General features: G+C 69.5%; 19 protein-coding genes and 2 pseudogenes. 5 read left to right on the plus strand and 16 right to left on the minus strand.

The window, feature by feature from the left end:
* Window position 1: 1 nt before the first annotated feature.
* Together ACIQVT_RS00865 and ACIQVT_RS00870 are read right to left on the minus strand one after the other, a co-directional pair.
* The gene (locus tag ACIQVT_RS00865) at window positions 2-1,462 is read right to left on the minus strand and encodes a PP2C family protein-serine/threonine phosphatase (protein WP_403745641.1); all 1,461 of its coding nucleotides are present in this window, start codon (window positions 1,460-1,462) and stop codon (window positions 2-4) included.
* Window positions 1,463-2,364: 902 nt separating this feature from the next.
* Window positions 2,365-2,805, minus strand: a complete 441-nt coding sequence (locus ACIQVT_RS00870) for an ATP-binding protein (RefSeq protein WP_403745642.1) — start codon at window positions 2,803-2,805, stop codon at window positions 2,365-2,367.
* A 226-nt stretch (window positions 2,806-3,031) separates the two neighbouring features.
* On the opposite strand from ACIQVT_RS00870, the gene ACIQVT_RS00875 reads away from it, so the two are divergent.
* From ACIQVT_RS00875 to ACIQVT_RS00885, 3 genes are all read left to right on the plus strand, one after another.
* Window positions 3,032-3,412 carry an STAS domain-containing protein gene (locus ACIQVT_RS00875; RefSeq protein WP_403745644.1) on the plus strand — a complete coding sequence of 127 codons (381 nt, stop codon included), beginning with the start codon at window positions 3,032-3,034 and terminating at the stop codon, window positions 3,410-3,412.
* A 1,325-nt stretch (window positions 3,413-4,737) separates the two neighbouring features.
* Window positions 4,738-5,856 (plus strand): YncE family protein, encoded by a 1,119-nt coding sequence (locus tag ACIQVT_RS00880; protein WP_403745646.1) that lies wholly within the window; start codon window positions 4,738-4,740, stop codon window positions 5,854-5,856.
* A gap of 391 nt (window positions 5,857-6,247) precedes the next feature.
* On the plus strand, window positions 6,248-7,165 hold the full coding sequence (locus tag ACIQVT_RS00885; protein ID WP_403745648.1) for a hypothetical protein: 918 nt from the start codon (window positions 6,248-6,250) through the stop codon (window positions 7,163-7,165).
* 197 nt (window positions 7,166-7,362) lie between these two features.
* On the opposite strand, the gene ACIQVT_RS00890 is transcribed toward ACIQVT_RS00885, so the two are convergent.
* From ACIQVT_RS00890 to ACIQVT_RS00955, 14 genes and pseudogenes are all read right to left on the minus strand, one after another.
* Window positions 7,363-7,545 carry a hypothetical protein gene (locus tag ACIQVT_RS00890; RefSeq protein WP_403745650.1) on the minus strand — a complete coding sequence of 61 codons (183 nt, stop codon included), beginning with the start codon at window positions 7,543-7,545 and terminating at the stop codon, window positions 7,363-7,365.
* A gap of 222 nt (window positions 7,546-7,767) precedes the next feature.
* Window positions 7,768-8,631, minus strand: a complete 864-nt coding sequence (locus ACIQVT_RS00895) for a hypothetical protein (protein ID WP_403745651.1) — start codon at window positions 8,629-8,631, stop codon at window positions 7,768-7,770.
* A 212-nt stretch (window positions 8,632-8,843) separates the two neighbouring features.
* Window positions 8,844-9,824 carry a polyprenyl synthetase family protein gene (locus ACIQVT_RS00900; RefSeq protein WP_403745653.1) on the minus strand — a complete coding sequence of 327 codons (981 nt, stop codon included), beginning with the start codon at window positions 9,822-9,824 and terminating at the stop codon, window positions 8,844-8,846.
* Window positions 9,825-9,842: 18 nt separating this feature from the next.
* Window positions 9,843-10,850, minus strand: a complete 1,008-nt coding sequence (locus tag ACIQVT_RS00905) for a phytoene/squalene synthase family protein (protein WP_403745655.1) — start codon at window positions 10,848-10,850, stop codon at window positions 9,843-9,845.
* A 170-nt stretch (window positions 10,851-11,020) separates the two neighbouring features.
* On the minus strand, window positions 11,021-11,914 hold the full coding sequence (locus tag ACIQVT_RS00910) for a phytoene/squalene synthase family protein (RefSeq protein ID WP_403745656.1): 894 nt from the start codon (window positions 11,912-11,914) through the stop codon (window positions 11,021-11,023).
* Window positions 11,915-12,033: 119 nt separating this feature from the next.
* Window positions 12,034-12,876 carry an ABC transporter permease gene (locus tag ACIQVT_RS00915; protein ID WP_403745658.1) on the minus strand — a complete coding sequence of 281 codons (843 nt, stop codon included), beginning with the start codon at window positions 12,874-12,876 and terminating at the stop codon, window positions 12,034-12,036.
* Window positions 12,873-13,478, minus strand: a complete 606-nt coding sequence (locus tag ACIQVT_RS00920; protein ID WP_403747818.1) for an ABC transporter ATP-binding protein — start codon at window positions 13,476-13,478, stop codon at window positions 12,873-12,875. The genes ACIQVT_RS00915 and ACIQVT_RS00920 overlap by 4 nt, the downstream gene beginning before the upstream one ends.
* 518 nt (window positions 13,479-13,996) lie before the next feature.
* Window positions 13,997-14,101 (minus strand): annotated as a pseudogene (locus ACIQVT_RS00925) (ATP-binding protein); the annotation flags it as partial.
* Window positions 14,102-14,304: 203 nt separating this feature from the next.
* Complete coding sequence (locus ACIQVT_RS00930; RefSeq protein ID WP_403745660.1) at window positions 14,305-14,853, minus strand: hypothetical protein; 549 nt, start codon at window positions 14,851-14,853, stop codon at window positions 14,305-14,307.
* Window positions 14,854-15,362: 509 nt separating this feature from the next.
* A pseudogene (locus ACIQVT_RS00935) lies at window positions 15,363-15,498 on the minus strand (IS701 family transposase); the annotation flags it as partial.
* A 134-nt stretch (window positions 15,499-15,632) separates the two neighbouring features.
* On the minus strand, window positions 15,633-16,841 hold the full coding sequence (locus ACIQVT_RS00940; protein ID WP_403747821.1) for a serine hydrolase domain-containing protein: 1,209 nt from the start codon (window positions 16,839-16,841) through the stop codon (window positions 15,633-15,635).
* Window positions 16,842-17,104: 263 nt separating this feature from the next.
* Entirely contained in the window at window positions 17,105-17,770 is a 666-nt protein-coding gene (locus tag ACIQVT_RS00945; protein WP_403745661.1) for a response regulator, read from the minus strand.
* Window positions 17,763-18,947: a sensor histidine kinase gene (locus ACIQVT_RS00950; protein ID WP_403747824.1), complete on the minus strand. Its 1,185-nt coding sequence runs from the start codon at window positions 18,945-18,947 to the stop codon at window positions 17,763-17,765. Before ACIQVT_RS00950 ends, ACIQVT_RS00945 begins: the two co-directional genes overlap by 8 nt.
* 357 nt (window positions 18,948-19,304) lie before the next feature.
* A complete protein-coding gene (locus ACIQVT_RS00955; RefSeq protein WP_403745662.1) occupies window positions 19,305-19,985 on the minus strand; it encodes a TetR/AcrR family transcriptional regulator in 681 nt (226 codons plus the stop codon).
* Window positions 19,986-20,123: 138 nt separating this feature from the next.
* On the opposite strand from ACIQVT_RS00955, the gene ACIQVT_RS00960 reads away from it, so the two are divergent.
* Window positions 20,124-20,765 (plus strand): NAD(P)H-binding protein, encoded by a 642-nt coding sequence (locus tag ACIQVT_RS00960; protein WP_403745663.1) that lies wholly within the window; start codon window positions 20,124-20,126, stop codon window positions 20,763-20,765.
* Window positions 20,765-21,730: an amidohydrolase family protein gene (locus tag ACIQVT_RS00965; protein ID WP_403745664.1), complete on the plus strand. Its 966-nt coding sequence runs from the start codon at window positions 20,765-20,767 to the stop codon at window positions 21,728-21,730. Before ACIQVT_RS00960 ends, ACIQVT_RS00965 begins: the two co-directional genes overlap by 1 nt.
* The last annotated feature ends 80 nt before the right edge of the window (window positions 21,731-21,810 follow it).

Below are 21,810 nucleotides of genomic sequence, written 5' to 3' on the forward strand. Positions count from 1 at the left end.
GTCAGTGCTCCTCGCCGGCGGGCGCGGCGGTGGTGTGGGCGGTGAATCCGGCCCCCGTCGCGGCGGCGGCCTGGTCCGGAGCGGGAACCGACAGAGCCAGCAGGGCGACGTCGTCACTCGCGCCCTCGGGCAGGGCGTCCAGCAGAGCGACGGTGTCCTGGACCAACTGCGCCGCCCCGCACGAGGCGGAACGAGCGGTGAGGAAGGCCGTCAGACCCTCGTCACCGAGCATGGTGCCGGCGCTGGTGTGTGCCTCGGTCAGGCCGTCGGTGTAGAGGAGCAGGGCCTGGCCCGAGGCGAGGTGGAGGGTGGTGGAGGCGAAGCGGGCGCCGGGGAAGGCCCCGATGAGCATGCCGCCCTTGGGACGGACCGCTTCCACCCGCGTGTGCGTGGCAGGCCCGGCTTCGGGCGGGGCGGGGCTGAGGTGGTAGGCCGGTGGGTGCCCACCGGTGGCCAGCACCACGGTGAAGCCCCCGGCCGCATCAGGGGTGAGGGTGGCGAAGAAAGCTGTGCAGAACCGGCTGCCCGCCCACACATCGGCCAGCAGGGCACTGTTCAGGGCCTCAAGTACCGTGACGGGATCGTCCGTGTGCTGGGCGGAGGCCCGCAGGGTGTAGCGGGCCAGGGAGGTGATGGTGGCCGCCTCGGCGCCCTTGCCGCACACGTCCCCCAGGAACAGTCCCCACTTCCCGGCGGGCAGAGGGAAGACGTCGTAGAAGTCGCCGCCCACGTCGTGCACGGACGCGGTGTGGTAGTGACATGCCAGCTCCAGACCGGGCACCGTCGGCAGCGCCGGCGGCAACAGAGTGCGCTGCAAGGTGGAGGCGAAGGAAGCGATCGCCGCCTTGTCCCTCTCCGCCCGCTCCCGGGCCGCCCGCTCAGCCTCGGCGGACTGCTGCTCCTGGCGCACGGTGCGCAACGCGGACAGGCGCAACTCCATCTCGTCCATCACGATCGCCGCCAGATCGGTCAGGGTGGCGGTCTGTTCGGAGGTGATGGAGCGGGGCTTGGTGTCCAGGACGTTGACCGTGCCCAGCTTGTGCCCGTCCGTCGTGGTGATCGGCGCGGCGGCGTAGAACCGCACGCCGAGCGGCCCGGTGACCAGCGGGTTGCCGCAGGCGACGTCGTCGAGCAGTGTGTCGGGAATGACCAGCGCATCGTCCCGCAGGACCGCGGAGCCGCACAGGCCCGGGTCCCGGCCGATCTCGCTGACCCCGTCCAGGCCGTGCGCGGCCTTGAACCAGATCCGGTCCTCGTCCACGATCGTCACCGTCGCCACGGGGACATCGAACAGGCGGGCTGCCAGCGCGGCCACCCGGTCGAACGCGCCGTCGGGCGGCGTGTCGAGGATGTCGTAGCGGCGCACCGCCTCCATCCGGCCGACCTCGACGACCTCGTCGGGCACCAGATACAGGCGCTTGTCAGTAGCGCCGTCCTCGGATGCCGAAGCCTGCTCGGGCATCGGCCTTCTACCTCCTTGACCTCCCACAGCCACCGGGCGCGGCGCGGGCCAGTGGAAAGCGTAAGCGAAAACGGAGTGTGCACGAAAAGGGAGTGTGCAAAGGCCCAGGCCCTTGGGTGCCACCTCACACTCACCACCGATGTCGACGCCCAGTGCTGCCCGGTGAAACCTGGCGACGGCACCGGGCTGGACTGCGCTCCCCCTCAGCCGCCTCACGCGCGGGCACCGAACGGGCGACCGGGGCTGTACCTGCCCTCCGTGGATGCCTGGCGGTGAGGACCACAGCCGGTCCTGGCCGCCCTCACCGACGACACCCTTGACGACGCCGAGCGCGAGGAGATCGTGGCCCGCGGCGCCGCCCAGCCCGCCGTCCGCCGTCCGCCCGAGGGACAGCAGACCACCACCGACGAGGTGCTGAACGTGGCGTTCAAGGGTTCTCCCCGCTCCTGGACGCCGATCAGGCCCGCGCCGCTCCGCGCGAAGTCGACCGCTATGGCTGACCCCGGGCAGCCCAGGCGGCGTGGAACCCGGTGTGACCACCACGATGCGGCTCACGTCCGCCATCGGCGGACAGCGCACCGGGAGCGAAACGATTCCCCGCCCGGAGCGGCGCGCGACCACCTCGGGCGGGCTTCTCATCAAGTTCCGGGCCACCCTCGGCTCTCTCGGTCTTCGCGCGAGTGCTGCACCTGGGACAGTTCGATGCCCCGCTGAGACCGAAGCTTCGGCGAGATGGCGGTCCACACGGTGACCGCTATCTGAACGGGGGGATCACTCACCCCGGGCTTCTCAGCACCCCCTCCCGCAGGAGCCCCAGGGGCAGACCCCAGCCCCTGCTCCGTCCGCGACGGGTGCGATGCCCGTTCGTGCCGCGCCGCCACCGCCTCGTGACGCGGCCGGGGTCATGCCAGAGGGATGCAGGCGTGGACGCGCTTGCCGCCTGGTACGCGCTCTGCTCGGAACCGTGAGCACAGCGCCGTCACGATTTCGATGCCGTGGCCGCCGATGCGGTGAGGGTCGCGGGGCAGGTGTGTGGGGAGCTGAGCGCTGGTGTCCCAGACGGTCACCTCCACCTCGTGCTTGGTGCAGGTGAGGTCGAGCAGCCGGGGACCGCCGTCGTGGCGTGCGGCGTTGGTGATCAGTTCGCTGACGACGAGCATGATGTCTCCGGCGGTCCGGTCCGACAGCACGCCGGTGTGGCGGGAGACGTCCGCCAGGAAGCCACGGGTCAGATCGCGGGCGACCCCGATGCTGTCGGGGACGTTGTCGTAGTCGGCACGCCGGTGCAGCACGACACCCGGCCTGGCGGGCAGGGGAGCGTCGACGAAGGGACAGTCGCTCACCGGCGTCTCCTCAGCCATCTCGTCCGGAATGTGTGATTGCTGTCATGTACGTGTACCCACCAAGGGCTGCTTTGCCACCGGGAGCGGTGAGCAGCTCGACTGCGAATCGCATCACCACCCCGCCTCACCGAACTAGCGGAACGAGTGAACGAGTTCGGACGGTCGGCCACGCTGTAGAGTTACCGGTGAAAGTTTCATGATCAATACGTGAAGGAGAATGTCTCCAATGGCGCATGCCGACGCCTCGGGTCCGGCGGAGGCTTGCGGACAGCTGACCGTTTCCGACAGCACCACCCAGGATGGTGCCCGGGTGGTCTCCGTGGCCGGAGAGCTGGATCTCGACGGTGAAATGGCCCTCGGACCCGCCCTGTTCAGCGCGCTGCGTGCGGATCCGCCGCCCCGCCTGGTGGTCCTCGACCTCAGCGGTCTGACGTTCTGCGACTCCAGCGGCCTGAACCTCCTCCTGCGCGTCCGTCTGGAAGCCGAACATCGATCGATCACACTGCGCCTGGTCTGCCCCGGGGCCACTGTGCTGCGCCTGTTGAAGATCACCGGCATGGACACTCTCTTCGACATCCACGACCGGCTGGAACAAGCCCTCGCGTAGCCGCCTCGCACCACCTCCCGCGGCGGGCAACCGGCCGGTGCGCCAGGTGATCCTGTGTCGGCAGCCATGGCCTCGGGCGAGAACTTCGACCTGATACAGCGCACTGGCCCACTTCCCGGTTTCGCCGAGCGATGTCGGTGGACTCGCGGCGAGGTCTACGTCGACGGCCTCGATGCCGCCCGGACGGACCACCCACCGCCGGGGGCCGGGGCGTACCCCCTCGCTCGAGGCAAGACCCGTCCGCTGTCGATGACTCATCCGGGCGAGGGCCTTCGACTGTTGTCCCATAGGGCCTCCGATTCCGTGTCCTGGTCCCGACGGCACGCGGGTGCAGCTCGGTCCGGCGGTCCGAGCGAGGTAGCCGGCGGCGGCGTCGGCGAACTGATCCCCGGTTTTCCCTGTGTGCACGGATCTGCGTCCACGCTTGTCGGCATACGCGTGCGCACGGGCGGTAGCGGCGCCGAGTGCCGGGAGGGAGAGTTGGGCTGGTGGCTCCGGAGACGGATTGCGGAGCCGCCGGCGGTGGCTGCTGAGGTGGCCCACCGTGTGCCGCGCGTGAGGCGGGCTGCTCCGCACGGTCACTGCCGGGTGTCGGTCGTCCCGGGGACGGGCCGGCGCCCAGGGTGCGGCGTCCGGCCGGGCGTGCGGGCCGGGGGTCGGTGGCCGGGCCGGCGGGGAGGTGCTCGGCGGCGAGCGGGGCGCGCGGTGCGGGCGGCAGCTCGGTGTCCGCACCGGGAGTGGTTCGGGCGGGTCCGGTGCCCAGCTGATCACGCTCCACAACAGCGGCACCGGGGGCACGTTCTGCCTGTCCGCCGTGCCGGACCCGGCGCTCGCGCCGATCCTGGAGCGGGCCTCCGTCCGGCACGGGCTGCCGGGGAGACCGAGCCGTCGGACGCGATCGAGTGGCCCCCGCCCGGCCCCGGCGTCCACGTCCTCCCGCTGGCCGACCAGATCCCCCGCGCCCGGCAGCGTTCGGCGGCCGTTCGGCGCCAGCAGCGTGCACCACGCGCACGCCCACGCGCGCGGGGCCGCCCTCGCCTTCCCCGGCAGGTCGCCGATGCGGCCGGGCAGGGCCTCGCCCACCTCGGCCCGCTGCGAACCGCCGGGATGCTCCTGCGCGCCTGCGACGCCGCGCTGACCCCGGGGCACCGGCCCGGCGCTCAAGTCCGCGTTCCCATAGGGATGTGCCGCATCGCGGCGGCCGTTTCCCCACGCCGGACATATGTGACTCATTGTGTTCGAACTAATACACAGTGTGTTTGCGTGTGCGGAGTGGGAGCAGATGCTGAAGCGCCATAAAGTCGCGTGGAAGGACGTCTAGGTTCATGGCTCACTGCAAGGTGTATCTCGCCGTCGGCAGGACCAGCACCCGGATCTACCGCTTCGACCCCATCGACGGCGACACCCGCGTCGTCGACAATGTTGCGCCCTATGAGAGCGGCTACACCGCCATGGGGGCGCAGTACCGCGGCGACGGCAAGGAGCCCGTGTTGCTGGCGGTGAGCCGCAACAAGCTCATCACCATCGACGTGGCGGCCGGCACCCTGAAGGAGCAGGCCATCGACGGGCTGCCGGAAGGTCCGTGGTTCGACGGCGACACGGATCCCGACGGCAAGACCCTCTTCGTCGTCAGCAACCCCGACACACCCAGCTACGCCATCGACGTGGCAGCCGGCACGGCCACACCCCGCAACGCACCGGGGGGCGGCCGGTGGGACGACTTCGCCTACCACCCCAAGGACGGGCGGCTGTACTCGGTGGAGGGCGACAACGGCGACCTGCTGCTCATCGACCCGTCCCGGCAGCCCATGAAGACCGTCCTCAAACAGGGGGTCTTCCCCCCGGCTCAGGCCAGCGCCGCGGCAGGCTCACGCAAGGCGTACGCGGCCACCTTCTTCGACCAGGACGGCAACTTCTACGCCATCGACTCTGCGGGCAACGTCAACCACCTCGACCTGACCACAGCAAAGATCCCCGACCACTCGCAGCGCATCGGACACGGAAGGGTGCCCGTCGGCGACCTGGAGATCGTGAACGGGGCCGGGCGCATCACCTCTCTGCCCGCCCCGCCCAGTTACGACGAGATCGCCGTGACGAAGAAGTTCAACCGGACATGGGAGAACAGCGAACCCCGGGGCCGGGTCTACAGCTTCGACCTCACCCTCACCGCCGTCAGCAAGGACAGCGGCACGGCGGAGGACGTCAGGAAGTTCCGGATCTCCTTCGACCTGCCCACGGTCAAGGGCGCGAAGGCCGAAGCATCCGGCGTCGACGTCATCACTCAGGACGGCAAGGCCTACCTGAGCTCGGTGGGCGACCAGTTCCTCGCCGCGGGCACGTCCCGGCCGGTCACCGTGCTGATCACCGTGCCGGGCGACCCGGCCCGCCTGCCCCAGGAGTACCCCCTCGACGGCCTGCGGGCCGCACGCCTGCCCAGCCACTGATCACACCGCACGGACACCGCCGTGGGCTGCGCACCGAACATGCATGGTGTCACCTGGCGCCCCTACAACCGCCACTTCGCCGCAAAGCGGGCGTGCCACTGACCGGCGCTGGCCTCCCCCCAGGCCCGCACTCGCGGACGGGCACTGAACACGCGCACGGGCTGTCGAGCACATGGGCTGGAAGAGAACACGAGCACCGCATTCGCTGCTGATGAGCCCGACTGCACAAAGGCGTCGGACCGCTCGACGGAGTGCGCCGCAACGTGCACTCACCCCGGTGCGCCGGCCCCGAACAGCCGCCTGTCCAATCCAGCCCGCCCTCAGCTCGGCGCGACGCGCACGTCTGCCGCGCCGAGCCGTGGCACACCTGAACACGAAGGAGTCCTCACTTATGAGCCTGACCGCCGCACAGACGCCTGCCGGACAGCCGGAGTACGGCGAGGCGAAGTATCCCTTCCACATCACCAAAGAAGAAGAACGGCAGTTGCGCCTCCAGGGCGCCGAGACCGCCCCGTCGCTCGTGATCGGGCAGGCCACGTCCTTCGACGAGTACGCCCGCCAGCTGATGATCCCGCCAGCCGTCATGGACCTCGCGCGCAAGGCGCAGGACCTGCGCCTGTCGGCGTGGGAGGTCGAAGCGATGCGCAAACACCTCGCCCCCGCCACCGAACCCGGCCAGAAGGTGGGACTGCTGCGCCAGATCCTGGTGGAGAAGTACAGCCACGACCCGTCCCACCCGCCGTACATCCGCGTCGCCTGCACCGGCCGGGGCGACTACGACCACCTGGCCGCCGAACACGGCCACCTCCACCCCGACGACCACCCCAAGGGCGACATCGGCTCGCCCGTCGTCCTGGAAATCTGGCCGGCGCAGCACTACTCGCCCATCCACTCCCACGGCCACACCACCGGGATCGTCTTCTGCCTCGCCGGCCAGCTCGACGTCATGGTCTACGAGCACCTCAACTGGAACGCCCGTAAACTCGGCCTGATCACCCTCACCCCCGGCCAGTGCGCCTGGCTGTCCAGGGACAACTACGCCGTGCACCGGGTGTACTGCCCGATGGACGGCGGCGGAGGCTCCACCGGCCCCGGCTACATGAACGCCACCGCCGACTTCGGCGCCAGCTTCCACGTCTACCTCAACCCGGAGCAGACCGGCGTTCAGGACGACGACGGCGACAGCTACAGCCGCGACGCCTTCAACTACATCGACGAGGAGTCCAAGGAGCGCCGTCCCTTCACGACCGAGTCCGACCTCTCCTGGAGCATCCTGCGCCGGGTCCTGGCCAACACCCCGCTGACCTGAACCCAGCAATGACCTGGCCCGCTTCGAGGCGGCTGCGTCTATCCGCTGCTCGACCGCGAACTACGACCGACGCTCGGTGACTGCCCGAACAGCAGCGGCCGGCAAGGTAAGTTCTCGGGGCACGGCGAAGGCCCGGGCGCCTGTTCCGGGCTTTGGGCTGTCAAAGTCCTTCAGCGGGTCGAATGCCGGTAAGGCAGTCAGCCTTCCGTCCACTCGTACTCTCCCGGGGAGTGGCTGGCGACCCAGCCCAGATCGCGTACGGGCGCCGGCACCCGCGGCTCGGTGGCCGGGCCGCGCACCACGCGCCAGCTGGTGCGCGGCGCGGTGACGACGTGGACCAGGAAGACGGCGCCTGCCGCCCGACCTCCCCTATCCGTCAACGGCGGTGACCGTTTGGCCAGGCAGTGACGTGCTCGTACCACGAGCTGCCTCACGGCCCTCACGGCCGGACTGGCCGCCGACCCCGCTGGGAGGGATGACGTGCATCTTCGGTCGTCGTTGCTGTCCGTAGGCGCTGGACGCGGTCGGGGTTGGTCGGCCCACGCGGATCCGTCGGCAAGGTGCCCCGTGCCCCTCTGCCCGGGGCATGGGGGCTGGGGGTATTACCAGGTGATGATGACGGCTCGGTCGCCGCCGTCGGGGCCGTGGGCTCCGCTGCGGCCGGAGGGTCCGTAGCTGCCGTCCAGGCCCTTCCAGTCGTCGCCTGCGGCGCTGCCGACATTGGGGTCCCACTCGCCTCCCCGGCCACCGTTGCCGCCCGATGTGCCGTGTGCGCCCGCACCGCCGTAACCGCCGGCGCCGTGGGAGACGCCGTGTGCCACGGTCGGCTGGACGGCCTGGCCGGGGGCGCCGCCGCTGCCTCCTGATCCGCCCGCTCCGGCGTCACTGACGCCGCCCTTGTCGTACTTGCCGGCGCTGCCGTTGCCGCCTGGCCGGCCGGCGCCTCCGGGCTGGCCGGGATCGCCCGGCACTGTCCTGACGGGTTCTACCTCTTTGTTGCCGTAGGTCCTGCCGCAGGCGTCCTGTGCGGGGGTTTTGCCTCCGACGCCGGTTCCGTCCGCACCGCCGGCCTTACCGGCGACTCCACCGCCACCACCGGCGCCGCCGCCGATCTTGCCGTTGGTGCCCCCCGTGCCCCCCTTGCCACCGCTGCCGGGCCGCCCCGCCTCCCCGGTGAGCCCACCCGGCGCACGCGCGACTGTCTGTAGGTAATCGTTGTTCGCCTTGCGTACCTCGACAGTAGGGGCGCCGGCGTTGCCTCCGCCGTATCCGTCACGGCTGCCCGTGCCTCCGGTGCCGCCACCCCAGGTGGTGGCACCGCCCTGCCCCCAGGAGGCCTCCGAGCCGCCGGGGCCGCCCGCTGCGCCCGAGGTTGCGCCCCCGACGTTGATCCGCAACTTCCAGCCCGGCGTCACGTTCAGCTTGCACTCCAGGAAGCACCGCACCATCCAGGCTCGACGTCTCACCGCTTACCGTGCACGAGCTCGTTAGAGAGAGCGGGCCGTCACGCGACGACGCCGAGTTTTTGCGGATGCGGTGGATGAACTCGTGGACGGCTGGCTCGCGCCGCCAGGGGGCGAGGGCGCATTGAACTCGCGGACGTAGTCCTTCGTGGCCCGTCCGCTGACTGAGTGCCGTCTTCGTAACTGGCCGCCCGTGGGAAATTGCTGCTTGCCGGTCAGCGCTGGCGGTCGGCTGCTGATGTGGCCAGCTCGACGAGTCGCGTGGAGTCCGGCAGGCCAGCGAGTGCGGCGTGTGCTTGTTCGGCGCAGGAAGAGGCCATCTGGGCTGCCTTGGTGAGAGCGCCGGTGCGTGTCAGCATGGCGAGGAGGTCTCGGTGTGCGGTGACGGGGTCGGTCTCGATGCCGCCGTGGAAGACGGTGGCCAGGCGGTCGCGGTCGGTTTCGTCGGCCGCTTCGTAGGCGAGCAGGACGGGCAGGGTGGGTTGGAGGTTGGCGATGTCGCTGGTGGCTGTCTTTCCGGTGGTCTGGTCCTCGGCGGTGTAGGGGAGCAGGTCGTCACGGATCTGGAAGGCCATGCCGAGTTGTTCTCCGTACTGGCGTAGGGCCTGGTTCTGCTCCGGGGATGCTCCGGCCAGGATCGCGCCGGCCTGGCAAGCGGCGCCGGTCAGCGCGGCGGTCTTGGCTCGCATGACGTTCAGGACGGTCGGTACTCCGCAGGTCAGGTCGCCGCGGATTTCGGTTTCGCGCATGATGCCCTGGCACATGTGGCGCAGGGCCTCGATGGTGATGCGTGCTGCGTGCAGTACGCGCTCGGCGGGGCCGCCGCTGAGCAGGGCCGCGATTCCGGCCATCGACAGTCCGTCTCCTGCTACCAGGGCTTCGGCGAGGCCGAACTGCTCGGCGGTGGAGGCCCGCCCGCGGCGTACCGGGTCCTGGTCGACGATGTCGTCGTGGACGAGGCTGGCGACGTGCAGGCATTCGATGCCGGCCGCGAATGCCAGCACCTCGTCGGCGGTGCCGCCGACGGCTTTGGCCGACTCCATGCACAGGATGGGGCGAAGGAACTTGCCCGGGGGGAACAAGGCGTCCAGGCAGGCCAGCTCCAGCAGGCTGTCGCCGCTGCCCACCCAGCGCAGCAGTTCGGCCTCCAGGAGCGGAATGTGTGTGCTGCCGACTGAGGTCACGGCGATGGACATGGCACGTCCTTTCGGTGGTCAGCAGGGGATGACGGCGCGCATAAGGGGGCGGTACACGTTGAGGAAGTCGCCCACTGGTGGCTGGACCGGCCGGTGCAGCACGTCCTGACCTGCGGCCAGCAGGCCGGCCACGAGCAGCCTGCAATGCTCATCCAGTACCTGGATGAAGGGGCCGACGGGGGTGCGTTGCAGTTCAGGGGCCACGGCGGGCAACCGGTCGGTGACGCGCGCGGCCTCAAACGCGATGAGGTCAGCCATGGCCGGTGTCCACCGTTTGGCCTTGACGTCCTCGGGGTGCACCCCGAACTGGTTGAGATCCTCGAGAGGGAGATAGAGGCGGCCGTCGTCGAGGTCCTCCGACAGGTCGCACAGCACATCGGCCAGCTGGAAAAGTTCGGCGAACTCACGCAACAGTGGCTGCGCTTCCGTGAGTTCGGTGCCAGCCATGGCCCACGTGATCCCGTAGGCCGGGCTGCCGGTCATCTGCGTGGCCCACTGGCGCAGCTCCGCGTAGGTGGCGAAGTCGCGGAAGTCGACGTCGCGCTGCATCGCGGTGAACATGTCCTCGATCAGTGACAGCGGCATTCCGAAGGTCCGGTAGGTGTGCACTGTGGCATGCAGGACGGGGTCGTGGGATCCGCCGGCGGCGAATGCTGCCCAGGTGGCCTCCGCGAATGAGGCGAGCCGACGCTGACGCTCCTCTATCGGCCCGCTGTCGGCCCGGGCATCGGCACGGCACGCGTGTGCCACCAGCGCCGCCGTGTGAGGCCGTGCCGCTGCGGGCGCGATGCGCAGCGGCACCCAGCGGCCGTGCCCTCCGTCGATACCGGATACCTCGCGCGCGCACACCGTGTAGCAGTGCCGAATGACGGGATCGGTGATCCCCGCCGCGTCCAGCCATCGATTTACCAGCATCTGTGAACCCTTTCTGCTCAACCGGCCTTTTTCCGGGGCCAGTGCTTCGCCTGCGGGCGCGAATGCCAGCACCTCGTCGGCGGTGCCGCCGACGGCTTTGACCGACTCCATGCACAGGATGGGGCGAAGGGACTTGCCCGGGGGAACCGGGCGTCCAGGCAGGCCAGCTCCAGCAGGCTGTCGCTGCTGCCCACCCAGCGCAGCAGTTCGGCCTCGAGGAGCGGAATGTGTGTGTCGCCGGTGCGGGTCACAGCAATGGGCATGACGCGTCCTTTCGCAGGTCAGCAGGGGATCACAGCGCGCATCAGGGGACGCCACACGTTGAGGAGCATCCTCAGGGGTGGCTGTACCGGTCGGCGGAGGACGTCCTGGCCTGCGGCCAGGACTGCGTCGATGATCAGCGCGAGGTGCTCGCTGCGGGCCTGGAAGAGGGTGCTCGCGGGGCCGTCTTCCACTTCAGTGGCATTGCGCAACTGGTCGGTGACACGCTCGGCCTCGAACGCGATGAGGTCGGCCATAGCCGGTGTCCAGCGTTTGGCCTTGATGTCCTCGGCGCGCACTTTGAACTGGTCGAGGTCCTCCAGCGGCAGGTAGAGACGCCCGTTGTCGAGGTCTTCCGACAGGTCGCGCAGCACGTCTGTCATCTGTTCGAGCACGGAGAACTCACGTACCGGCAGCTCCGCTTCCGCGAGTTCGGTGCCCAGCGTCACCCGAAAGAACATGACCCCCAAGCCGCCGGTCATCTGCATGCACCACTGGCGGAGTTCCTCGTAGGTGGCGAAGTTACGGAAGTCGACGTCGCGCTGCATCGCGGTGAACATGTCCTCGATCAGTGACAGCGGCATGCCGAAGGTCCGGTAGGTGTGGACCGTGGCGTGCAGGACAGGGTCGTCGGAGCCACCGGATAGGAACGCTGCCCGGGTGGCCTCCGCGAATTCGGCGAGGCGGTGCTGACGGTCCTCGACCGGGCCGCTGTCCGCGCAGCCATCGGCACGAGCGCCGTGGGCCAGCAATGCTGCCATGTGAGTCCGGGCCGCCGCGGGAGCGCTGCGCAAGACCTGCCAGCGGGCGGTCCCTCCGTCGATACCGGCTAACTCGCGCACGCACACCGTGTAGCAGTGCCGAAGGACGGGATCAGCGATACCCGCCGCGTCCAGCCATCGCCTTACCAGCATCTGTGAACTCTTTCTGCTTAACTTCGGAACCCCTATTTGTGGCCAGCATTTCGCTCTGCGATGAGGGCGCGGCACGCCCCTCGCAGGGATCGTGTGAGCCGTCTGTAACGGGGCGCCGCTCAGCGGGACGTCGACGTGGACCCGGCCGGGCGCGCTAGTCTTCCGTGCCTGGGCAGCCACGGCAGACGGAAGGGTGGCTTTGCGGTCAGGGCGTCTTTGGTGCGGTGGTGGAAAGCGAGCAGGCCCAGGAGCGCGGCGCCGGCGAACCACAGGAACTGAACGGCCAAATCGCCGGGCAGCCACTCGGGGGTGAAGCCCGCGGCCGAGGCGGCCTGCATGGTGCCGTAGGTGGGTAGGAACCGCACGACCTGGCTTCCGGCACCGCCGCTGGCCAGGGGATTTTGCAGGCCGACGTCCACGAGGCTGGTCATGACCAGGGCGAACATGCCTTCCACCTCCCGGCGCAGCAGCGAGGCGAAGACGACGCCGAGCGCCCCGTAGGTCATCGCTCCGCAGAACAAGGCAGCGGCGAGCAGCAGGGGCCGGCGAGGACTCCAGGTTGTGCAGATCACCGCGGTGGCGTAGGCGGCGATGGCGCCGGAGGCCAGGGTGAGCGAGGTGGTCTTGGCCAGGACGAGATGGATGCGGGGATAGCCGGCCATGGCCAGACGGCGGTCGAAGCGCCCGCCGTTGAACGTGACGGCGAACATCATGAACCCGGTGATCAGGGTGACGGCGTTGATGGCACCGGTGATCTGCGTGATCTGGTTGCCCGCCGGTGCCAGGAGCTGGCCGGTCGAGCGCAGCCTGAAGGTCAGGTGCCTGCTGGGGATGACGGCGTAGGCCAGGCTGATCCAGAAGGGGATGAACAGTGCGACCAGGACCATGGCGAGCCTGTTGCGGGCGTGTTCGACCAGGTCGAAGCGGGCTGCTGTGACGAACAGGTTCAGGTGCCGCCTCACGCCGGCACCTCCTCAGCGGAGCGCAGCACGCCGCCCTGAAGGCGCCACAACTCGTCCAGGCGCTCAGCGTCATAAGCCAGGTGGGAGACGACGAGGACAGAGCGGCCCGCCTCACGTAATCGGGCCGCCAGGTCCCAAAAACGCTGGTAGGTCTCCCAGTCGAAACCCTGGTACGGCTCGTCCAGCAGCAGCACCTGCGGGTCGTGCATCAGCGCCAGGGTCAGGTTCAGCTTCTGACGGGTTCCGCCGCTGAGCGCCCCGGCACGCTCATCGACGTACTCCGACAACCGCAACGCCTCCATGACCTGCCCGGCGTGCCGCAGATCCGACAGCCCGTGTGCGACGCGGAAGAACTCCAGATGCTGGCGCACGGTCAGAGCCTCGTTGACCACCACGTCCTGTGGGCAGTAGCCGAAACGGCCCGCATGGCGGATCGTGCCGCCCAGCGGGCGCAGCTCACCCGACAGAATTTTCAACAGCGTCGACTTGCCCGCACCGTTCTCCCCTACGATCCCGGCCAGCACACCAGGCCGCAGATCAAAGTCGAGGCCCCGCAGGACCTCACGACGACCGTACGCGTGACGCACATCCCGAACCTCCACCACACCCCCGGACCCGAAGGCGGTGGCACCAACTCGCTGCTGACCACTCGCCGTCACAGCAACGCTAGGCATCACATACGATCAAAGCTCCGATGTGATCGTTAATTAGCACGCACGAGTGAAGACCGCGCTGTAAACCTCGCGGACTCCTGAGTCCTGAACCAGAGATGGGGCCTCAGCACAGGGGGTGGGCACCGTGACCATCAGCGCCCGGGCGGCCGGTGAGCTTGCGACGGCCTGCTGGGCCTGGGCCTTGGTGTGACGAGGCGGTAGTACTCCGTGCCGGTCTGGATGATTGCCCCATTGATAGTGAGGCGCAAAACCGCGACCCGTATGCGGCGTTCGGAGCGGTCCGTGCCCGGTTGTCGCACTCGGTCATCAGATCCCGGGAATTTGAGAAATGTGGGCCGCTTCAAAGAATCCGGGTGCGTGGGGCATCAGCGAAGAACTGGGAGCCGCCCACCACATGTTCAACTTCATCGGGAACATGGTCGGCGGCGAGCACACACGGGTTCAGCGATCGAGCCCTTCTCGTAACGCTTCGAGATCACCTGGAAGACCAGGTTCGCTTCAGCGCGTTCGAGGGGCTGGTAGCCGACCTCATCGACCACGAGGACGCTCGGCCGTCCCTGGCGATCTCCGACAGGCTCATCGCCCCGGATTCCAACAGGCCACGGAAACGTCGCAGTTCCAGCCAGCGATGCGGGTCCAAGACCATCGTCGACCGCCCTTCTGCCGCCCCGTACCGACCAGCAGCAGAGTGCCGACCCACGTTCCTCAACGCATCAGGAACTGGCCACGTTCATCCGTACGCAGGTGGGGACGTTCAGATGTACGCCGACAACCACACCACCCGCGTCGCCAGTCCCACCGGGCGGGCCGACGAGCGGGTCGTCACCGCGAGGCGCTGCGCCGCCGCCGCGGCCGCTCCCGCGGCACCATCAACGGCCTGTTCCCGCTCATCAACCAGATCCTCGCCGACCGACACGGCCCCGGCACAGTGCCCGCACCGTCCCAAGCCACGCTGTACCGGCTCGTCACCAACCTCGCACGGCCCGGTGAACTGCCCACCGGGCCGGTGAGGCAGGTGCCGGCGAGCGTCGACGGGCGGGCCTTCACCCCCGCCACGGCGCTGCGGCCCGGCGAACAGATCCACGTCGACACCACCCGCCTGGACGTCCTCGCCCTCTTCGACGACGGCCGTCTGGCCCGGCCCGAACTCACCATCGCCGTCGATGTCGCCACCCGCTCCATCCCCGCCGCCGTGCTGTGCCCGAGCGCGACCAAAGCCGTCGACGCGGCGCGGCTGCTCGCGGAGATGGCCGTCCCGCACCCCGCCCGGCCCGCTTGGCCCGACATCCTGCGCATGGACCACGCCCCCGCACTCCCCCACCAGCGGCTGACCGCGTTGGACGAGCGGCTGGCCGGGGCTGCGGCCGGCCCTTCGTCCTGCCCGAGACGATCGTCGTCGACCGCGGCAAAGTCTTCGTCTCCGCCGCATTCACCGCCGCCTGCGAACACCTCGGCGCCAGCGTCCAGCCCGCCCCGCCCCACGCTCCGACTGCGAAAGGCATCGTGGAGCGCACCTTCGGCACCATCAACGCGCTGTTCTGCCAGCACCTGCCCGGCTACACCGGCTCCGACGTCACCCGCCGCAGCCCCGACACCGAGAAGGACGCCTGCTACAGCGTCCCCCAGCTCCAGGACCTCCTCGATGAGTGGCTGGTGCACTACCACCACCGGCCCCACGAAGGACTGCGCCACCCTCTGGCCCCGCAAAGCGCTCACGCCGAACCAGATGTGGGCCGCGCTGGTCGCCGTCGCCGGACACGTCCCCGTCCCGCTCACCGGCCGCGACTCCTCGAACTACTGCCCCTGCGCCGGCAGCAGCCGGTGGATGCGATCGGGCGCGTGTGCCCGGTTACTCGGCCGGCGCCCAGCCGCTCTTCCGCTCCAGCGGCGCTATCAGCCCTCGCATATAGGCCAGCGCCGACTGCCGCGGCTCCTTCCGCGTTGAACGTGCGGAACGCGCGTGACCCCAGCCGTCACATACCGGTCGTCAGCGAGGCTGTCGCCGGCGGTGATGGCGAAGGCGGGGGCAGCGTCGGCTGGTGTGTGCGACCGTCAACCGGCCGAGCTGTCCGAGGGCTGGGGCTAGCCGAGCATCTGACACGTGGCCGCTTCGACGAGGGCTTTGTTCGCGGTGGCGGCGGCCTTGTCCTTGATGCCGAAGTTCGTGCTGCTGAAGACGGCGACGCTGCGAGTGCCGGTGGCGTCGGTGTAGATCTCGCTGGAGTAGCCAGGCAGCCCGCCGGTATGCCCCCAGACGGTCCCGCAGGCCGTGTCCACCCTCATCAGCCCCAGCCCGTAACCGCCGCCCTCCTCGGGCGCGTCCACGGTGGTGCGCATCTGCTTCAGTTGGGCCTTCGGCAGCAACTCACCCGAGTTCAGTGCGGTGAGGAAGGTCTGCCAGTCCGCCGCGGTGGAGACCATGCCGCCCGCCGCCCAGGACCAGCTCGGGTCGATGGCGGAGGTGTCGACGTTGTCGTCGGGACGTTCGGATCCGGCGAACCCGACGCCGTCGGGCAGGTCCACGGTCCCGGACAGGATCTTCTTCAGCCGCGCGGCGTCTGGCTCATAGCCGGTCACGTGCTGCTTGCCGCTGTTCTTGCCGGTGTCCCAGTCGGCGTCCGCGGCGAGGAACGAGTCATTCATGCCGAGCGGCCCGGTGATCTTCTCCTTGATCAGCTCGGTCAAGCTGCTCCCGGTGGCCTTCTCGAGGATCAGTCCGAGGGCTTCGTAATTGGCGTTGCTGTAGGAATACGTCTCGCCGGGCTCGGCCGGCGGGTCCTGCCCGGGCGTGATGGCGAGCAATTCCTGCGGCGTCCAGGTGCGCTTCTCCTGGCCCGTGAGGGAGGGCAAAAATTGCGGTGTCAGCAGGAAGTCACCCAGGCCGCTGGTGTGGTTGAGCAGCATCCGTACACTGATGTGCGCGCCGCCCTCGACCACGCCGGGCAGCCACTTCTCGACCGTGTCGTCGAGGCGGATCGTCTTCTTGGCGACCTGTTGCAGGACGAGGGTCGCGGTGACCGTCTTGGTGTTGGAGCCGACCCGGAACCGGTCACCGACCGCGAGGCTGTGGTCGTCCTTGGTCCAGGCGGTCTGCTTGGCGATCTCCACGGGCTTCCCGTCGCCGGAGTCGACCCGGACGATGACGCCCAGGGAGCCGGTGTCCGCCGCCTGCTGCGCGAGGCGGGCCAGCCGCGCGTCGGCCGCCGGGCTCGCGGCGCTCTGCCCGGCCGCCGGTTCGGCCCCGCCCGAGCAACTCACGAGCGCCACGCCCACGCAGGTCGCCAAGGCCATGCTCAGCGCTGTGCGGCGGATCCGGTGACGGCGGGACAGCGTGTGTGCGGACATGGAAGTTCCCTTCGGCGCGTGACGATGTGCTGCGTGCGTCGAGGGCCGGGCAGTCACCTGACAAGCGGCCGTTCGGCGGGTCCCGCGCACAACATCCATTCAGTCAGTGGCACGCAGCCGGTACATCGCTCGATGGAGGGCTTCCCCCCGGCGCCGGGTCACTCCAAGGAGTGACCCCGCGGGGTGCGCAGCCCCGCCGGCCCGGTTGGTCAGGGCAGGGTGTTCCTCGCCAGTACGGCCGCCTGCGCCCGGCTCTGGCAGCCGGTCTTCGTGAGCACACGGCTGACATGCGTCTTGACCGTGTGCAGGCTCACCACGAGCCGGTCGGCGATCTCTGCGTTGCTCAGCCCGTCCCGGATCAGACGCAGTACGTCGACCTCCCGCTCGGTGAGGTCCCTCAGCCGGGCCAGCTCCTGGTCGCTGGGGCGGCGCCAGCCACTGAGGTGGCCCTCGATGATCCGCTGGGTCACCGCGGGGCTCAGCGCGCTGTGCCCTGCGGCCGCGGCACGCACGGCCCCGGTCAGCTCTTCGTACGAACTGTTCTTCAGGAGGAAGCCGGACGCCCCGGCCGCCAGCGCGTCGTCGACGTATGCGTCCAGGTCGAACGTGGTCAGCATGAGCACCCGGCTGCGTCCCGGCCCGAGCAGTCTTCGGCGGCCCAGCTCGGCCAGCCCCCACAGGCCGTCGCGGCGCGGCATCCGGATGTCCATCAGCAGCACGTCCGGCCGCAGCCGTGCGCACATCTCGACGGCTTCCTCACCATCGTTCGCCGTACCAGCCACGGTGATGTCCGCCTGGCTGTCCAGGATCACGCTCAGCCCGGTGCGGATGATCGGCTCGTCGTCCACGACGAGCACGCTGATCTGCTCAGGCATCCGCACGCTCCCACGGCATCGTGACCGCGACGCGGAAGCCGCCGTCACCCGTCGGGCCCGCGGTGAGTTCGCCGTCCAGCGCGCCCACCCGCTCCTCCATGCTGACCAGGCCGAGCCCGATGCCGGCGCCCGCCATGGCCTGCCGCACCGCGCGGCCGTTCACGATCTCGCACCGTAGCTCTCCGCCATCTCCGCCGTCGACGGTCACTTGGACGGGCGCCCCAGGCGCATGCCGACGGGCGTTGACCAGTGCCTCCTGCACGACGCGGTACATCGCCAGCCGCACCGGCCCCGGCACGGACTCCAGCGTAACGTCCATCGTCAGCTCGACCGTTCCTCTCGCGGCACGGTGGCTGTCCAGCAACGCGTCCAGCTCACTGAGGTCCGGCACGGGCCGGAGCGGGACGGCGTCCGCGGGGTCGCGCAGCATCCGGAGCAAGTCACGCAGCTCGCCGCTGCTCTGGCGGCCCGCCGCAGCCAGTCCGTCGACCTGGGCACGGGCCCAGTCGGGCAGCTCGCCGCCGCGGGCCCGCAACGTCTCCGCATGCACGACGAGCAGAGTCAGCGAGTGCGCGACCACGTCGTGCATCTCACCGGCGATCCGTGTCCGCTCGCGTTGCGTGACCTGCATCGCCTCCAGGGCCTGTGCCCGCCGCGCGTCGGCCGCCCGCCGCTCGGCCGCGGCCAGCAGTTCCTGCCGGGTGTGCGCGGCGAACCCCATCACCCACGCCAACGGCATCGGAGCCAGAACGGCGAGGACGTCCAGGCCGCCCTGGAAGTCGCCGGAGTCGGTCGTCATCCGGTTCAGCCATAGACCGGCCACGCTCAACACACCGGCACCGAGGACCGCCGACACGGTCCGCCGCCAACTCGCGCCGTGGTTGCCCAGGTTGTAGAGCAGCACCGCCAGCGGCAGAAAGACCAGTGGCGACAACTTGGCTCCCGCGCCCGCACTGCCCACCAGCGCCGCCAGCAGGGCCGCGAAACCCACGACGAAGGCGGTGGCCGGCAGCCGCCGCCGCAGCAGCAGGACCGCCACGCCCACAGCCTCGTACACCGTGAGCGACGCCCAGGCCGGCCCGGAGGCGTCCACGTACGGCTGCGACAGAAGCGCCGGCAGAAACGTCAGTACGACCAGCCCGGCGTCGGCGCCCCACCCGGGCCACCTGCCGTCCATCACTCTCATCCGTCAGACACTATGGCCTCGCGCACCGGACTTCGTCACTCCAAAGAGCCACTCGCACGCGGCGGACCCGGCGGCGCGGCCTCAGGCAGCCTCGGCGTCCAGCCGTTCTTCCTCGCCGGCAGCCCCCCTCACTCCGGCACGCGCCGACGCCACCGCGTGAACGCCCAACTCGTCACCGAATCGGTGCGTTCGAGGCCGCCTGCAAGAACGTGCCCAGACGGCGTGAACCCGACCCAGGGCCCGTCCGCGCTCGACCAGATTTTAGCTACGGGGCGAACACGGAGCCGGAGGCACCGGTCGAGATGGCCGCCCAGCCGAGCGGAAACGCCACGCAAAAGCGCCCAGTTGTCATGCTCGATGACCGCTTGAGGGCCCCACCGCTTCGACGAGTTTCGCGATCTCGGCGGCGGGCTCCCCAGTGTGCAGGCTGAGCGTGTCCGTGATGAGGTCGTTCAGGGGTGGCCAGGGGAGGTTCCCGTGGTCGTTGTACAGGGCGACGAGGCCGTGCAGTGCGGTCCAGAGCAGCAGTCCGGCCTGCCAGCTCGGTTCCGGGCCCACCGACCTCGCGGTGCGTTGCCTGACGCTCGCCAGGGAGGCGATGACGGAGCCGAGGAGTTCCTCTCCCGCTCCGTGTGCCGTCAGCGGGACGAGTTCCGTTGGCATCCGGCCGCCGATGAGCGTCCCGTACTCGCCGGGGTGAGCGACCCCCCAGTGAGCGTATGTCGCACACCGTGCGACGAGGTCCGCAAGCGGCCCCGTGGCTGATGCCGCGGCATCGTCCATGAGCCGTGCCAGCTCCTCGTACCGGAGTCGGAGTACGTGCCGGATGAGCGCGCCGAGGTCCGGGAAGTGGCTGTAGATGCTGGCCGGCGCGACGCCGACCTCGCGCGCGACCTGCCGGAGGGTCAACGTCTCGGGGCGGTCGAGTGTGGCCAGCAGCCGCGCGGCGGCCTCGACCAATTCCGCCTTGAGCGTCTCACCCTGCCCGCGGGGATTGCGCCGCCGCGGTGCGGTTCGTTCGTCCGTCATACGTGCGCTCCTCCCGTTGGCAACAGCTGTTCACCTTACCGGCCGCTCCTCGCCGCACCGGATCGCCCTGCCTTGACATCCATAACCAACAGTTGTTCACTCATGTCACCAACACCTGTTCAGTTACATCGTCGACGGGTGTTTACCCACGAGAGGGGAACCATGCGCATCGCAGTACTCGGCGCGACCGGCAGGGTCGGTCAGCTGGTCGTCGGACAGGCCGTCACACGAGGCCACGAGGTGGTCGCGCTCGTCCGCGTCCCCGAGCGTTACAGCCCACCCGCACCGGAGACCGTCGAGGTCCGTGCGGCGGACGTGACCACGCCGCAGGTGTTCCCGGACCTGAGCGACGTGGACGTGGTCGTCTCCGTGCTCGGCATGAGCAAGGGAGACAGGCCGGGGGTGCTCGTCGCTGGTGCGACGATCCTCGCCGCCCTGTCCGTTCGTACGCTCTGGCTCGGCGCTCTCGGCTCAGGACCTTCCGTCGGCGCCGGCGGCGGGATGTATCAGAAGATCATGAAGATGTTCGTCGGCAAGGAACTCCAGGAGAAGGCCGAGGCCGACAAGATCGCACTTGCCGGCGGGGCCACCGTGTTCCACGCGCCCGACCTCTGGGTCGGCGACGTCAGCGCGAAGCGCCGCAATGTACCGCTGGCGGACTATCCGAAGCCGCTGCTGCCACCGCACGTGTCACGGGCCACCGTCGCTGCGCTGCTGCTCGACGAGGCCGAGCAGCCGGCACGCGAAGCGCAGATACTCGTCCCGGTGGGGAGCCTGTGATGGCTGGCTACATCGCCGTCGAAGAGGCGATCACCCTCCCCGGGCTTACCGAGCGGCGTCCGCCGTTTCCCATGCCGGACAACATCGCCCCGGAATTCTATGCCGACATGGCCGCGCGGCTCCTGGACGTCACCGAGCTGCGCCTGCCGGACATGGATGCCAACGGCGTCGCGATGCAGGTGCTGTCGCTGACCGTCCCGGGCATCGAGGCCGATGCGGACCCGGTCCGGGCGGTGGAGAATGCCCGGTACGTCAACGACTCTCTCGCCGACACCGTGGCGGCGCACCCCGACCGCTTCGCGGCCTTCGCGGCGCTCCCGCTCCAGGATCCGGCCGCGGCTGTCGCTGAACTCCACCGAACGGTGCGCGAGTTCGGGTTCAAGGGCGTACTCGTCAACGACCACGTACAGGGGAAGTACCTCGACGATCCCTCGTTCGACGCGGTCTGGGCCGCTCTGGCCGAACTCGACGTACCGCTCTACCTGCACCCGGGCATGCCGCCGGCCGACTCGTGGCATGTGCTGTCGGGGCATCCAGAAATGGACGGCGCCTTGTGGAGCTGGCAGGCAACGACCGGCGGGCACGCCATGCGCGTGATCCTCTCCGGCGTCTTCGACCGCCACCCGACCGCGCGGATGATCCTCGGCCACGCAGGAGAATTCCTTCCCTTCCAACTCTCCCGGTTCGACTCGCGGTACGCCACTGTCACCGTACCGACCCCATTGCGGTGCCGCCCGTCGGAGTACTTCGGCCGGAACGTGCTGGTCACGACCAGCGGTGTGCTCTCTGCGGCTGTCATCGAAGCGCTCGTGAGGGTGCTCGGCGCGGACGCCGTTCTGTTCGCGGTCGACTACCCGTACGAGCGGACCAGCGCCGCTGTCGCCGCTCTCGAAGACACCGCCCTCGCGCCGGCCGACAAGAATAGGATCGGCTCAGGCAACGCCCGGCGTCTGCTGCGCCTGTGAGCACACGGAGCTGGTGTCCCCAAGCGCGGGCAGAAAACTCAAGCGGGGCCGGACCTATCTCGCTTGGCCTGCTGCCCTCG

The sequence above is a fragment of the Streptomyces sp. NPDC100445 genome (assembly GCF_044759735.1).
Lineage (GTDB): Bacteria > Actinomycetota > Actinomycetes > Streptomycetales > Streptomycetaceae > Streptomyces.